Origin of the sequence: Leucobacter sp. OLIS6 (assembly GCF_002752355.1) — a bacterium.
Taxonomy (GTDB): Bacteria; Actinomycetota; Actinomycetes; order Actinomycetales; family Microbacteriaceae; genus Leucobacter.
This window is the reverse complement of the sequence record NZ_MRAV01000012.1, coordinates 109,451-123,745: the sequence shown is the minus strand read 5'-3', so window position 1 is coordinate 123,745 and position 14,295 is coordinate 109,451. Positions and strand designations below refer to the sequence as shown.

Sequence of the window (14,295 nt, the reverse complement as noted above, 5' to 3'; positions counted from 1 at the left end):
GGTCGGCCCCGAGCTCCGGGTCTCGGAAGTCGGCGAGCCGCGCGAGCACCCGGCCGGGCCCATAGGGGGCGTCGGCGACGAGCACCTCCGGGCCGTTCGGCCCGGCCTCGGCCCGGAACCAGTGCCCCGCGGCGGGCGCGGGCAGCTCGGGCCTGGCACCATCGTCGAAGGCCTCGACGAGCGCCCGGGCGCGCTCCAGGTGCCCGCCCGCGGCGATGGTGGAGACGGCGAGCGCGGCCTGCTCCCGCTGCCATTCGCGCACCTCGGCGGTGTCGGCTTCGAGCCAGCGGTAGGGGTCGGGGATCCGCACACCCGCGGGCTCCGAGAACTCGGTCCCGGTGCGGGTCGGCGGGTAGGCGGGGCTCACGGCTGCTCCTTCGCGTCGGGGGTTCCGAGGCCGAACTCGGTCCGGAGGCGCTCGAAGGCTCCGGGCACGCGATTGGCCTCGCGCAGGTGCACCACGGCGTCGAAGGCCGCGGGGAAGTCGTCGACGGGGTCGAGCTCGCCGCCGGCGAGGATCCCGCTCGCCCCCGCCAGCAGCTCGGCCAGCTCGGGATCCCCATCGACACCGGCGTCGAAGCTCAGCAATACCGCGACGGATTCCGCGCCCGCGGTCTCGGGCGCGGGCAGGACCCGTTCGAGCGCCGCTTCGAGGCTGCCCGGCACGGGGCCCCGGTGGTCGAGCAGCACGTCGCAGTCGAAGGGGCGCGGCGACCGCTGCTCGAACCGCACGAGCGGGCCGTAGGCGTAGGAGGTCGCGATCGCGCGGTAGGCGGATCCCGGTTCGGCGGCGAGCAGGGAGCCGAGGGTCGGCCGGCCGTGCAGCGGGGTCCGGCGCACGTGCGAGTTGTGCGCGAGCAGGATCGTCCGCCCGTGCCGCTCGGCGATCCAGCGCACGGTGTCGGCCATGAACCGCTCGCGCGGATAGGCGCGGGGAGCGCCGTCGGGGCCCGGGCCGTCGACGAAGTCGAGCTCGTCGAGGAAGGCGTCGAGCGAGGCCGCGGCCCGCCGCGCGATCCCGTCGTCCTGCGCGCGCACGCGCTCGATGAGGCCGCGGATCGCGGCGATCAGATCGGCCCGCTCCGCGGGATCCATGCGGTCGAGCGCGATGGCGGCCTCGGTGCGTCCGCCGAGATCCGCCCGACGGAGCAGCTCGGCGTCGCCGGGAAGTGCGGGGATCCGGGCGAGGCAGGCCCGCACGGCGGGTCCGGGCGAGGTCGAGGATCCGGGGAGGTCGATGCCGATCACCCGCACGCGGCGCTCCGGGTGGGCGAGGTTCCAGTCGCGGAGCCCGGCGAGCATGCGCTGCACCTGCGGCGAGGCGCCGAACCCGTAGGTCATGCCGTCGCGGGCGACCGCGTCGAGGTCGGCATCGCTGCCGGCGCCGCCGACCCACGCGTCGAGCGCGAGGCACTCGGCGAAGCCGGACTCGATGGCGACCGCGGCGAACGGCGCGGCATCCTCGTCCGGATCCTGCACCAGCGCGCGCACGATCAGGTCCTGCACGGTCTGCACGTCGGCGACGCTGTGCGCGGCCTCTCCGACCGCGAGCACCCGGGCGTCGCGCGCGAGCGCGCGCACCGCAGCGGCATCCTCCGCGGCGATCGATCCGGGATCGATCGCTGCGGAGTCGACCGCCGTGGCGGCGAAGCTGCGGAGCGCGCGCACGGGGGTTATTTCTGCCCCTCGGTGAAGTACCACTGCTCGGGCGAGTAGATGAAGCTGAGCAGCGCGTTGAAGGTCTCGGGCGGGCCGCTCAGGGTGTCCTTCCACACGACGAGAGTATCCGGCGTCGGCAGCCACAGCGCGGGCAGTTCCTCGCCGATCAGCGTGCCCTCTGCGGCGAGCGCCTGCTCGTCGAGGCCGTAGGTCGATGCCGAGATGGCTTTGTCGACCTCGGGGTTCGAGTAGCTGCCGAGGTTGAAGCTGCCGTCGGTGTTGAACACGGTGTTGCTCGTCGGGTACCCGGCCGCCTGGTAGAGCGGACCGAAGTCCTGCATCGCCCACTCGTTGGTCTTGGCCGGGGCGAAGCTGTTGCCGTAGTTCTCGTACATGTAGTTCAGCGACTTCGTGACGACCTTGATGTCGATGCCCATCTTCTTCGCCTCCGAGACGAAGGCAAGGTCGCGGGCTCCCACGTAGGCCGGAGTGTTGGCCGACGCGATCGTGAAGCTGATCTTCTGCCCCTGCTCGATCCCGGCGCCGCATTGGCCCGCGCCCGTTCCCGGGTTCGTGCACGTGGTGCCCTTGGGGTCGACGGTCCAGCCGTTGTCGGTCAGCAGTTTCTGCGCGGCCTTCGGGTCGAACGGGTACGGCGGCTTGTCGCCGAACTTCGGCGGGAAGGGCGACTCCGCGCCGAGCGGGCTGTAGTTCTCCTCGCCCGCACCGTTGTAGACGCCGCGGCTCTTGACGTAGCCGGGCTGGTCGATGAGCTGCTGCAGGGCTTGGCGCACGTACTTCTGCGCGATGACCTTGTCGAAGCCGTCGACCGTGTTCTTGAAGTTGATGATGAGCGAGTCGAAGCGGGCCGGCGCCGGGGCGCCGTAGACGTGATAGCCCTGCTTCTGCAGTGCGGGGATCTGCGATGCGAAGCTCGAGTCGAGCGTGCCGACGGTGAGCTTGCCCGCCTTGTACTGGTTCAGCACGGCCGAGGCCGAGGTGAACGCCTTGAAGTCGACCTGGGCGAGCCGGTGCTCCCCGGGGCCGCTGTACTTCGTGTTCGGCGTGAGCGAGTACGAGCCGGTCGTGGGTTCGAACGACTTCAGCTGGTACGGCCCGTTCACGATCTTCCACAGGGGGTTCGTGGCGAAGGTCGACTGGTCGGCGGACTGCGAGGTGAGGTAGGCGTAGATCGCCTTCGCGTTCTCGGGCTTCGTGAAGTCGAGCACGGGTCCGCCGGTCTTCGCGATGCTCCAGTCGGCCGACGGCATCACGTAGATGAGCTCGAGCATCGACAGCAGGTAGGACGGGTTGTAGACCTTCTCGAGCTGGAGCACGAGGGTCTTGTCGTCGGGCGTGGTCGCGGTGACGCCGTCGGGGAACTGGCCCGGCGTGTAGAAGCTCCAGTTGGCGGGGCTCTCGGCGATCGCGGCCTTGAGCAGGGCGAGCGAGAAGGCGGCATCCTTCGAGGTGACCGGCTTGCCGTTCGACCACTGGAAATCCTTCATCGTGATCGTCACCGTCTTGCCGTCGGCGCTCGTCTTCGGCAGCTCGGCGAGGCTCGATCCGGGATCCACGATCTCGCCGCCCGTGCCGCTCGGGCGGTAGAGCGCGCGCCAGAGCATGCCGCGGGCGATCACGGTGCCGCTGGCCTCGGCCGGCGGGTACGGATAGATGTAGTTCGGGCTGAGGCCGGGGGTCAGCGCGACGGTCGCGGTGCCGCCGGTCTGCGGCTTCCCCGATTCCTTGGGCAGGGTCGAGTAGTCGGACTTCGCGTCGGTGGTGCCTGTGCAGCCGGAGAGCAGCAGTGCTCCCGCGGCCGCGACGACGACCGCGATGCGGGCGCCGCGGCGGGTGAGGATCGTCATGTGGGTTCTCCTGTTTCGGAAGGGGAAGGGTCGTTCGGGGCGGCTACTCGCCGCGGCGGTCGAGGGCGTCGCGCAGGGCGTCGCCGAGCAGGTTGAGCGCGAGCACGGTGAGCACGATGCAGCCGCCGACGGGATAGATGAGCCACCAGTAGTCGGAGGCGATGAAGGTGACTCCGGCGGAGAGCTGGCTGCCCCAGTCGGTCACCGGGTAGGTGAGGCCGAAGCCGAGGAAGCCGAGCGCCGCGATCGTGAGGATCGCATCGGCGACCTGGAAGGTGACGTTCACCACGATCACACCGATGGTGTTCGGGATCAGGTGGGTGAAGATGAGGCGTCGGTTCTTCGCACCCATGAGCCGGGCGGCGAGCACGAACTCGCGGACCCGGAGAGAGAGCACCTCGCTGCGGATGAGCCGGGCGATCACGAGCCACGAGAAGCCGCCGATCACGAGCGCGAGCGAGACGGGCGTGGCGGTGAACCGGGCCGACAGGATCAGCACGAAGAACATGAACGGGATCGCCAGCAGGGTATCGACGACGCGCATCATGAACCCGTCGAGCACGCCGCCGACGAGGCCGGCGATCGCCCCGTAGATCGTGCCGACCACGGTCGCTACGAGCGCCGCGAGCAGGCCGATCTGCAGCGAGACCTGACCGCCGAGCATCATGCGGCCGAGCACGTCGAAGCCGTTGCTGTCGGTGCCGAGCGGGTTCCCGTCGCCGGGCGGCAGCGCGGCGTTCAACAGGTCGACGTCGGTCTGATTGGTGCGGTAGACGAGCGGTCCGACGAAGCAGAACAGCACCAGCGCGACGAGGATCGCAGCGCCTGACACGCCGAGCTTGTTGCGCATGAGCGTGCGCAGCACGGCACGGAAGGAGCGCGGCGGCCGGGTGACGGCGATGAGCGTCGTCGGGTCGGGCTCGGGCTTCGCCGTCGACGTCTGCACGACCGCCTCCGCGGCGACGGCTGCGGCGGGTTCGTGGTTCGATGCGGTCATTTCTTCAGCTCGATCCGTCGGTCGGCTCGCGCGACCATGAGGTCGGCGATGAAGTTGCCGGCGACCGTGAGGACGCCGCCGATGAGGGTGTACGCCAGCAGCACCGGATAGTCCTCGCGGTGCAGGCTGTTGAGGAACAGGAGCCCGAGACCCGGGTAGTTGAACACGGACTCGACGATCAGGTTGCCCGCCAGCAGGATCGGGATCTGGATGCCGACGAGCGTGATGAGCGGGATGCAGGCGTTGCGCAGCAGGTGCTTCGTGAGCACCATCCGCTCGGGCAGGCCCTTCGCCCGCGCCACCTTGATGTAGTCCTGCCCGAGCTGCTCGAGCGCCGAGGAGCGCTGGTACTGCGAGAACACGACCACGTTGGTCACGGTCAGGGTGATGAGCGGCAGCGCCATCGCCCTCGGGTCGGTGAAGATCACCCACGGGGAGGACGACTGCGACGCCTCCGCCGGGAAGATCGGGATCGCCTGGCTGAGGATCGCGATGAGCAGCAGCGCGATGAGGAACGACGGCGTCGCGTAGAGCACGTACGAGACCGCTGTCGCGGCGCGATCCATGAACGAGTTCTTGCGGACCGCCTGCGCGATGCCGAGCGGGATCGCGATGATGAGCGACAGGATGAGCCCCGCGAACGACAGCATCGCGCTGCGGCCGGCGTTCTGCCAGAGCAGCACCGAGACCTGCTCGTTGAGCTTGTAGGAGCGACCGAGGTCGCCCTGCACCAGGTCGCCTAGGTAACTGACGTACTGCACGAGCACCGGCCGGTCGTAGCCGTGCTCCTGGTTGAACGCGGCCACCGCCTGGGGCGAGGCCTGCGGGCCGAGCACCGCGCGACCCGGGCTGTCCGAGATGAAGTGCAGCATGAGGAACACCACGAGCGAGAGCCCGAGGAGCACGAGCAGCGAGACGGCGATGCGCCGCAGGACGTACGTGGTCATCGTGCGCCTCCCAGCGCCGGTTCGGACTGGGGCTCGGCCCCGGATCGCGGAGCGGCCGCGGACGCGGCGAGCTCCTGCAGCGGGAAGTGGCAGGCCACGCTGTGCGTGGCGGTCACCGCGCGCAACGCCGGCTCCTCCGTCGCGCACCGCTCGGTCGCGAGCGGGCAGCGGGTCCGGAACCGGCAGCCGCTCGGCGGATCCAGCGGGCTCGGAAGCTCTCCCGTGATCCGCTCGCCGGCCGGCTGCGCCGCCGCTTCGGGATCGGCCACCGGCACCGCCGAGAGCAGGCCGGCCGTGTACGGATGCGCGGCCGAACCGTATACCTCGTCGGTCGATCCGACCTCGACCAGCTTGCCGAGATACATGACGCCCACCCGGTCCGACAGGTAGCGGACCACCGAGAGGTCGTGCGAGATGACGACGCTCGACAGCCCCCGCTCGATCTGCAGCCGGCGCATCAGGTTGAGCACCTGCGAGCGGATCGAGACGTCGAGCGCGCTCACCGGCTCGTCCGCGACGAGCACGCGCGGGTCGAGCGCGAGCGAGCGGGCGAGACCGATGCGCTGGCGCTGCCCGCCCGACAGCTCGTAGGGGTACCGGTCGAGGATCCCGGCACCGAGCCCGACGCTGTCGAGCAGCTCGCGCGCCGTCGCCGTGCGCTCCGCCTGCGTGCCAATCCCCTGGATCGCGAGCGGCTCGCGCAGGATCTGCCCGATCCGCATCTTCGGATCGAGCGCGGCGCTCGAATCCTGGAACATCATCTGCAGCTGCGTGCGCCGCTCCCCCAGCTCGCGCGGCTTCAGCCCCGACACCCGGTCGCCGTCGAGGCGCACCTCGCCCGAGCTCGGCGCATCGAGCGCCACGAGCATGCGGCCGAGCGACGACTTGCCGCAGCCGGACTCGCCGACCAGGCCGAAGGTCTCGCCCGCGCCCACCTCGAAGCTCACGCCGTCGACCGCCTTCACCGTGCGGCGCTTGCCGGTCAGGCGGTACCCGCCCACCGGATGCTCGCGCCGCACGTCGACGACCCGCAGGCGCGGCTCCTCGGCGCCGGCGCCGGCGCCGTTCGCGGCAGCTGCCGCTTCCGCCGCGTCCGCGGCCTCCGCCGATCGCGCGAACGCCCGCGGACGCACCGCGATCGTCTGCGCGATCACCGGATTCCAGCACGCGAATCCGTGCCCCTCCGCCGACGCCTCGAGCGTCGGCGGATACTCCTCGCGGCACCGCGCGCTCGCCGCCGAGCAGCGGGGCGCGAAACGGCAGCCGGGCGGCTGCTCGGCGGGATCCGGCGGAGATCCGGGGATGCTGAACAGCTCGACGTCACGATCCTGCTCGAGCGACGGGATCGACGACAGCAGCGCGTGCGTGTACTGGTGCCGGGTGTCGCTGAACAGCTGCGCGGTCGGGCCGGTCTCGACCAGGCGCCCCGCGTACATCACGCCGACGCGGTCGGCGTAGCGCGCGACGACCCCCATGTCGTGCGTCACCAGGATCATCGACATGCCGAGCTGCCGCTTCAGGCCGTCGAGCAGTTCGAGGATCTCGGCCTGGATGGTCACGTCGAGCGCGGTGGTGGGCTCGTCGGCGATCACGAGCTTCGGCTCGCACATGAGCGCCATCGCGATCATCACGCGCTGGCGCATGCCTCCCGAGAGCTGGTGCGGGTAGTCCGAGAGCCGCTCCGAGGGCCGAGGGATCCCCACGAGCGCCAGCATCTCCTCCGCAGCCTTCATGGCCGCGGCCCGGCTGCCGCCCCGGTGCAGCCGATACGGCTCGGCGACCTGCTCGCCGATTCGGCGCGTGGGGTTCAGCGAGGTCAGCGAATCCTGGAACACCATCGCGATGTCGTTGCCGCGGATCCCCCGGTACGCCTCGGGCGCCAGACCCACGAGCTCCCGGCCGTCGAACTCGATCGATCCGCCCGTCACCCGTCCGCCCGCGGGCAGCATGCCCATCACCGCGAGGCCGGTCATCGACTTGCCCGACCCCGTCTCGCCGACGATCCCGAGCGTCTCGCCGCGCGCGACCGACAGGCTCACCCCGGTCACCGGCCGCACGAGACGGTCGCCGCGGCGGATCTCGACCGTGAGATCTCTGATCGTCAGCATGCTGCGCTCCCTTGCGCGATCTGGAACCGGGTTCCGGCTCGGAATGATGGGTTGTTCAGTGGCTCATGTTCGATGGTGCGGGAGCGGGCCCCGCGGCGGTTCGTCGGCTGCTGCGAAGCCGCGGCGGGTCATTCGTCGGGCACGACGAACGTCCGTGGACGGTGCTGCCCGGATCCCTCGGCCCGTTCGGCCCCCGGCACCCCGAGCTCGGCACGGAAGAGGCGGCGGACGTTGCCGCCGAGTACCGCGAGAATATCGTCCTCGCGCCACCCGCGGCGCAGCAGCGCATCCGTGAGCAACGGGAGCCCTGCGGGCCCCTCCAGGCCGGGCAGGTACTCGTCCGCGGCGACGCCCGCCACCTCGGTCGCCTCGCAGCAGGGCGGTGTCGTCTCGGCGAGCACCTCCTTCAGGAAATCGGGGCCGATGCCGACGTGCTCGGCGCCCGCGACCGACACGAGGTGCTCCAGGTGGTCGACCAGCCGATCGACCGAGAAATCGGACGCGTGCAAGAACGGCGCGTAGAAGTTCGCGCAGACCACGCCGCCGGCCGCCGCGATTCCGCGCAGCTGCTCGTCGCTGAGGTTGCGGTGGTGGTCGAAGAGGGCCCGCGCCGAGGAGTGCGTCGCGATCACGGGCCGGCTCGCGAGCTCGAGCACGTGGCCGACGCCCGCGGCGCCGAGGTGACTCACGTCGAACAGCATGCCGAGCCGCTCCATTTCGGCGACCGCGCGCACGCCGGCGCTCGTCAACCGGCTTCCGGCCGCGTCCTCGCCGCTCCCGTCGGCGAAGCCGCCCCGGCCGAAGTGGGCGAGCGACGCCACCCGCACCCCGAGGCGGTGCACGGTCTCGAGCAGCTCGACGTCGTCGCCGATCCCGTGCGCCCCCTCCAGCGCGAGCACCAGACCGATCCGGTCGGAAGCGGCGGCGGCATCGAGGTCGGCTCCGTCGAGACAGAGCCGCACGGCGTCGACGTTCTCCGCGGCGGCGCGGTGGCCTGCCTCGAGCATGCCGAGGGTGCGCCGCAGCGCCCCCTCCGGACGGTAGGCGTCCTCGATGAACACCGGCAGCACCTGCAGATCGACGCCGCCCGCCCGCAGCTGTGGCACCCAGCGCTCGCCGAAGAAGCTCCCCCACCGGTCGACCGGGCGGGCCACGACCGCGCACAGCAGGTCGTTGTGGGTATCGGCGACGTAGGCTCGGCGGTGCAGCTCGGCAGCCGCCGGCGACGGCGCGCTCCCGGCGCTCACGCGTCCACCCGAACGTCTGCGCGGCCGGTGTGCATGATCCCGGCGCGGCCCCGCTCGTCCGGCGCGAGGAACGCGACCGGCTGGTGCACACCGCCCTCGGGCTCGACCGGCAGCAGCACGTCGCCGCGCCAGCCCACGAGCTCGCTGCGATAGGGCAGGTCGCCGAGCTCGGCGACGATCCCCACGGGGACGCGCTCGAGCCAGAGCCGACCGTCGAAGTCGAGCCGCACCTCGGTGATCGCGGTGCTCGACGCGTAGCGGCCGGTGAATCGCTCGGGATGAGCGGGCAGCGGCACCGCACCGGCTCCCGGGCGCGGCGGTTCCGCCGGTGCGATCCCGGCGAACTCCTCGAGCACGCGGTCGGCGATCTCGGCGAACACCGGCTTCGCGTCCCCGCCGTTCGCGAGGACCGCGACCGCGATCCCCCGCGACGGGACGAGGCGCAGCAGGGCGGCCTGCCCGATCGTGCTGCCATCGTGGCCGATCACCCAGCCGCCCTCGCGCTGCCACATCTCCCATCCGAGCCCCCAAGCGGTGCCCTGCGCGATCTCCGGCAGCAGGATCTGCGGGTGCTGCATCTCGCGGATCGCGCCCGCGCCGAGCAGTTCTTCGCCGCCCGGCGTGCGCCCGCCCGCGAGGTGCAGCCGCGCGAACGCGATGAGGTCCTCGGCGCGCATCGCGAGCCGGGAACCCGCCGGTGAGTTGGATCGGGCCATCGCCCAAGTGCGCGTCGGGGCGAGCGGCGCATCGGGATCCTCGCGCACATGGCCGACCGCGGCCGCCTGCAGGATCGCTTCGCTCGCATCGCCCGCAGCGCGATCCAGCCCGAGCGGATCGAGGAGGCGTCCGCGCAGCGCGCGATCGAATGGCATCCCCTCGAGCACCTCGATGATGCGGCCGAGCACGCAGATGCCCGCGTTGTTGTACGAGAAGAACGTGCCCGGAGCGAAGAGCTGCGGCGTGGTCGCGAGTTCGGCGACGTAGCGTTCGAGGCAGTCGTCGTTCTCGCCGGTATCGGTGAAGACGTCGCCTTCGAACCCCGAGCTGTGGCTGAGGAGCTGCCGCACCGTGATCCGTTCGGCCGCCGCCGCGTCGGCGAGGGCGAACTCCGGCAGGATGCTGCGCACGGTCGCGTCGAGATCGAGGCGCCCCTCATCGACGAGGCGCATGGCGAGCGTTGCGGTGAGCACCTTCGTGACGGAGCCGATCTGGAACACCGCGTCGCTCGTGACCGGCACGCCCGTGCGCAGGTTCAGCACGCCGGCCGCGGCCGTGATCGTCTCGTCACCGATGGCGACCGCGAGCGAGGCGCCCGGCACCCCGTGCTCGGCGAGCAGCTCGGGCAGGCGTGCCGAGAGATGGTCGCGTAGGGCGCGCGTGCGGTCGTCCGTGCGGCGGCTCGTTCCGGCGGTCGCCAGGTGGCTCGTTCGCGGCATGGTGGCCCCCCTTCGCCCTCGATGCGCACGAGCCTAGGGAACCTGCGGGATCCCCGATTCGTCGAACCCGACGAGCCATCCGGGCCCCGCTTGTCGACCCGGCCGAACGCGCGGACGACGGTCGCAGTGAGACTGCGGGTGCCGGAGCTGGCGGTGTCCGTGCCGGGGAACGGTCTCAGTGCTGATGGGCCGGTCCGCATGCCGAGAGCCGGCCCGCCTTTCGAGGGTCGGTGCGTGTGTCGAGAGCCGGTCCCCCCCTCTCGGGAGTCGGTGCGTGTGTCGAGGGTGGGGGGCAGACCGGCGATATTCGACCGGGCTCTCGGTATGAGCACCGATCCCCGACAGACGCACCGATCCTCGTCAGGAACATCGATCCTGAAGGACCCGCCCGATCCTCGACACGACGACCAGCCACCGGCCACGGCGGAGCTCGCGGCCGGGCACCGCCTATCCTGGTTCCATGCCGTCCGATGAGTTCGTGGAGCAGGTGCTCGCGGTCGTCGCGCGCATCCCCGAGGGGCGGGTGATGACTTACGGCGATATCGCCGAGGCCATCGGATCCCGTGCGCCGCGCGCCGTCGGCAAGGTGCTCGCATTGTTCGGCCATGCGGTTCCCTGGTGGCGGGTCGTCCCGTCCTCGGGCGAGCCGCCGCGGGGCCACTCGGCCTCCGCACTGCCGCACTACCTCGAGGAGGGCACGCCGCTGCGCGGCGAGCCGAAACCAGACGGGTACCGCATCGCCCTGTCGAGCGCACGTCTCGGCTGGGACCATGAGATCTACGAAGGGATCGCCCCGTGAACGCACCCCTGCGCCTCGGCTTCGCCCGAGGGGTCGCCCCCACCAAGTGGGCGAACCGGTGGAAGTCGTTCTTCCCCGAGACCCCGCTCGTGCTGGTTCCGCTGACCCCGGCCGGGCGTCTGCCCGCGGGCGAGGAGCCCGTCGACGTGCTGCTGGAACGGGTCGCGCCGGGTGGCGAAGCCGAGTCGTCCTCGGGCGAGGATCGCACCCGGCACGGCGTCCGCCTCTACGTCGAGTCGCTCGCGCTCGTGCTCCCCGTCGAGCACGAGCTCGCCGAGGCGACCGTGATCGAGCCCGACGACCTGACCCTGGTCCACCTGCTCGATCACCCCGACCACGCGGCCGACTGGCCCGAACCGCAGCCCTGGGCGGATCCGTCCTGGGCGCCGAAGAACGTGCGCGCCGCGCTCGAGCTCGTCGAGACCGGCCTCGGAGGGATCCTGCTGCCGCTGCCGTTCGCGCGCCATCTCGCGAACAAGCGCGCGCACGTGATCGTGCCGCTCTCTCCGGTCTTCGAACTGCCCGGCACCGAGATCTGGGCGAGCTGGGACCGTACGCGCGACGACGCGACGGTGCAGCAGCTCATTGGGGTGCTCCGAGGCCGCACGGGCCGCAGTTCGCGCGGCGAGGATCCGGTCGCGGATGACGCGGCCCAGGCGGGTGACGCTGCTGCGAGCGCCTCGGCCGCCCGGGCCGGCGCCGGGCATTCCGGCGGGCCCGAGCGGACGCCCGCCGCGAAGAAGCCCGCGGCGAAGCAGGCCGGTGGTCAGGCGGGCGCGAAGGCGCCCAAGCGGGCTCTGCCGAAGAACTCCCGCGGTGCGCAGCTCGCAGCCGCGGCCGAGAAGCGCGAGCGCGCGAAGCGGGCGAAGGCGGCCGAGAAGCAGAAGCAGGCGAAGCGCCGCAAACGCTAGTCGCCCGTCACGTCCTCCCGGGCCGCGACGAACGCCGCGACGCAGGCGTCGATCTGCTCGGGGGTGTGCGCTGCCGAGAGCTGCACGCGGATCCGCGCCTCCCCCTTCGGGACCACGGGATAGCTGAACGCGGTCACGAATACGCCCCGCGAACGCATCCCCTCGGCCACCCGCTGGGTCAGCACCGCATCGCGGAACATGACGGGCACGATCGGGTGCTCGCCGGGCAGCAGTTCGAAGCCCTCGGCTTCCATGGCCGACCGGAACCGGGCTGCGTTCGCGACGAGCCGCTCCCGTGCGTCGTGCGCACCCTCGGCGATGTCGAGCGCCGCGAGGGTGCCCGCGACGATCGCTGGCGAGAGGGTGTTCGAGAACAGGTACGGGCGGGCACGCTGGCGCAGCAGCGCGATGACCTCGCGATGCCCGGCGACGTAGCCGCCGGACGCCCCGCCGAGCGCCTTGCCGAAGGTGCCGGTGAGCAGGTCGATGCGCCCCTCGACGCCTCGCAGCTCGGGGGTGCCGCGCCCGTGCGCGCCGAGGAATCCGACCGCGTGCGAATCGTCGACGAGCACGAGCGCTCCGTACTGCTCGGCGAGGTCGCAGATCGCTTCGAGCGGGGCGATGGCACCGTCCATCGAGAACACGCCGTCGGTGACGATCACGCGGAAGCGCGCGTCCGCGGCCTCGCGCAGGCGGTCTTCGAGCTCGGCGACATCCCCGTTCGCGTAGCGCAGACGGCGAGCCTTCGAGAGGCGGATCCCGTCGATGAGCGAGGCGTGGTTCAGGGCGTCCGAGATGATCGCGTCCTCGGCGCCGAACAGGGTCTCGAAGACACCGCCGTTCGCGTCGAAGCACGACGAGAACAGGATCGCGTCGTCCACGCCGAGGAATCGGGCGAGACGGCGTTCGAGGTCGAGATGCTGGGTCTGGGTGCCGCAGATGAACCGGACGCTCGCGAGACCGTAGCCCCACTCGTCGAGCGCGTCCTTCGCGGCGGCCACGAGCCGCGGATCGTCGGCGAGGCCCAGGTAGTCGTTCGCGCAGAAGTTCAGCATCTCGCGCTCCCCGGGGGCGGTTTCGTCGCCCGCGTCGGCTCCGGCGACCCGGATCCGGGGGCCCTGCGCCCCGCGGATCCCGAGCTCGCCCTTGGTGAGGCCCGCCTCGTCGATCCCGCGCAGCTCGTCGGCCGCGTGCTCCTTGAATGCTCCGTACATCACAGCTCCGTCCAGTCGAGGATGATCTTGCCCGTGCTCGCCGCGCCCGCGGCGGCGAACGCCGACTCCCACTCGCGCGCGGGCCGCACCTCGGCGATCACCGAGGAGATCCGCTCGCGCAGCTCTGCGCTCGTCTGCAGCATCGCGGCCATCGCGTTCCAGGTCTCGAACATCTCGCGCCCGTAGATGCCCTTGAGCGTGAGCATGTGGGTGACGACCTTGCCCCAGTCCACTGCGAAGTCCGAGCTCGGCAGTCCGAGCATGGCGACGCGGCCGCCGTGGTTGAGGTTCTCGAGCATCTCGGGCAGCGCGGTCGGTGCCCCGCTCATCTCGAACCCGATGTCGAAGCCCTCGCGCATGCCGAGCTCGCCCTGCGCATCGCGGATCCGGCGCTCGGCCACGTTGACGACCGCATCGGCTCCGAGGCCCTGCGCGAGCGCGAGCCGCTGGGCGCTGACGTCGGTCGCGGCGATGAAGCGCGCTCCGACGTGCCGGGCGATCGCGATCGACATGAGCCCGATGGGGCCGCAGCCGCTGACGAGCACGTCCTCGCCGACGAGCGGGAAGGCGAGCGCGGTGTGCACGGCGTTGCCGAGCGGATCGAAGATCGCTCCGAGCTCGGGCGCGATGTCGCTCTGGTGCACCCAGACGTTGCTGGCGGGCAGGGTCAGGAACTCGGCGAACGCGCCGTCGCGATGCAGTCCGAGTCCGACGGTGCGGATGCACATCTGCCGACGGCCCGCCCGGCAGTTGCGGCAGGTGCCGCAGACGATGTGGCCTTCGCCCGAGACCCGGTCCCCGATCGCGACGTCGCAGACCTGCTCGCCGACCTCGACGACCTCGCCGGAGAACTCGTGCCCCGGGATGAGCGGTGCGGCGATGTTGCCCGCCGCCCAGTCGTCCCAGCGCATGATGTGCAGGTCGGTGCCGCAGATCCCCGTGCGGAGGATCCGGATCTTCACCTCGCCCGGCCCGCAGATGGGTTCGGGCACGTCGGTCAGGGTCAGTCCCGCGCCCGGCGCGGTCTTCACGAGTGCTCTCATGCGTCCAATCTCGCGCCCCCGATGATTCAGAACAAGCGCTAGTGTCTTCACTATCTCTGTAGAAAG

The 14,295-nt window shown here is 71.4% G+C and carries 12 protein-coding genes; 2 read left to right on the top strand and 10 right to left on the bottom strand.

Going from position 1 to position 14,295, the window contains the following annotated elements; all coding sequences use genetic code 11:
• The 8 genes from BMH31_RS09545 to BMH31_RS09510 all read right to left on the bottom strand — a co-directional run.
• Window positions 1–367: hypothetical protein (locus tag BMH31_RS09545; protein ID WP_199081194.1), on the bottom strand; the 367-nt coding region annotated here is incomplete at its 3' end.
• Entirely contained in the window at window positions 364–1,668 is a 1,305-nt protein-coding gene (locus tag BMH31_RS09540; RefSeq protein WP_158234934.1) for an erythromycin esterase family protein, read from the bottom strand. The genes BMH31_RS09540 and BMH31_RS09545, both read right to left, overlap by 4 nt.
• A gap of 5 nt (window positions 1,669–1,673) precedes the next feature.
• Entirely contained in the window at window positions 1,674–3,527 is a 1,854-nt protein-coding gene (locus BMH31_RS09535) for an ABC transporter substrate-binding protein (RefSeq protein WP_099724011.1), read from the bottom strand.
• Between the two features lie 43 nt (window positions 3,528–3,570).
• Complete coding sequence (locus tag BMH31_RS09530; protein ID WP_099724012.1) at window positions 3,571–4,524, bottom strand: ABC transporter permease; 954 nt, start codon at window positions 4,522–4,524, stop codon at window positions 3,571–3,573.
• Window positions 4,521–5,471, bottom strand: a complete 951-nt coding sequence (locus BMH31_RS09525; protein ID WP_099724013.1) for an ABC transporter permease — start codon at window positions 5,469–5,471, stop codon at window positions 4,521–4,523. The genes BMH31_RS09530 and BMH31_RS09525 overlap by 4 nt, the downstream gene beginning before the upstream one ends.
• Window positions 5,468–7,579, bottom strand: a complete 2,112-nt coding sequence (locus tag BMH31_RS09520) for an ABC transporter ATP-binding protein (RefSeq protein ID WP_099724014.1) — start codon at window positions 7,577–7,579, stop codon at window positions 5,468–5,470. The genes BMH31_RS09525 and BMH31_RS09520 overlap by 4 nt, the downstream gene beginning before the upstream one ends.
• Before the next feature lie 128 nt (window positions 7,580–7,707).
• A complete protein-coding gene (locus tag BMH31_RS09515; protein ID WP_241898224.1) occupies window positions 7,708–8,826 on the bottom strand; it encodes a membrane dipeptidase in 1,119 nt (372 codons plus the stop codon).
• The gene (locus BMH31_RS09510) at window positions 8,823–10,262 is read right to left on the bottom strand and encodes a serine hydrolase domain-containing protein (RefSeq protein WP_099724015.1); all 1,440 of its coding nucleotides are present in this window, start codon (window positions 10,260–10,262) and stop codon (window positions 8,823–8,825) included. The genes BMH31_RS09515 and BMH31_RS09510 overlap by 4 nt, the downstream gene beginning before the upstream one ends.
• A 460-nt stretch (window positions 10,263–10,722) precedes the next feature.
• Between BMH31_RS09510 and BMH31_RS09505 the strand changes: the two genes are divergently transcribed.
• Both BMH31_RS09505 and BMH31_RS09500 read left to right on the top strand, forming a co-directional pair.
• Window positions 10,723–11,061, top strand: a complete 339-nt coding sequence (locus tag BMH31_RS09505) for an MGMT family protein (RefSeq protein ID WP_046454820.1) — start codon at window positions 10,723–10,725, stop codon at window positions 11,059–11,061.
• Window positions 11,058–11,972 carry a LysR substrate-binding domain-containing protein gene (locus BMH31_RS09500; RefSeq protein WP_099724016.1) on the top strand — a complete coding sequence of 305 codons (915 nt, stop codon included), beginning with the start codon at window positions 11,058–11,060 and terminating at the stop codon, window positions 11,970–11,972. The genes BMH31_RS09505 and BMH31_RS09500 overlap by 4 nt, the downstream gene beginning before the upstream one ends.
• Here the strand turns inward: BMH31_RS09500 and BMH31_RS09495 are convergent.
• Both BMH31_RS09495 and tdh read right to left on the bottom strand, forming a co-directional pair.
• Window positions 11,969–13,186, bottom strand: a complete 1,218-nt coding sequence (locus BMH31_RS09495; protein ID WP_099724017.1) for a glycine C-acetyltransferase — start codon at window positions 13,184–13,186, stop codon at window positions 11,969–11,971. The genes BMH31_RS09500 and BMH31_RS09495 overlap by 4 nt on opposite strands.
• Window positions 13,186–14,229, bottom strand: a complete 1,044-nt coding sequence (gene tdh, locus BMH31_RS09490) for an L-threonine 3-dehydrogenase (protein WP_099724018.1) — start codon at window positions 14,227–14,229, stop codon at window positions 13,186–13,188. The genes BMH31_RS09495 and tdh overlap by 1 nt, the downstream gene beginning before the upstream one ends.
• Window positions 14,230–14,295 lie beyond the last annotated feature (66 nt).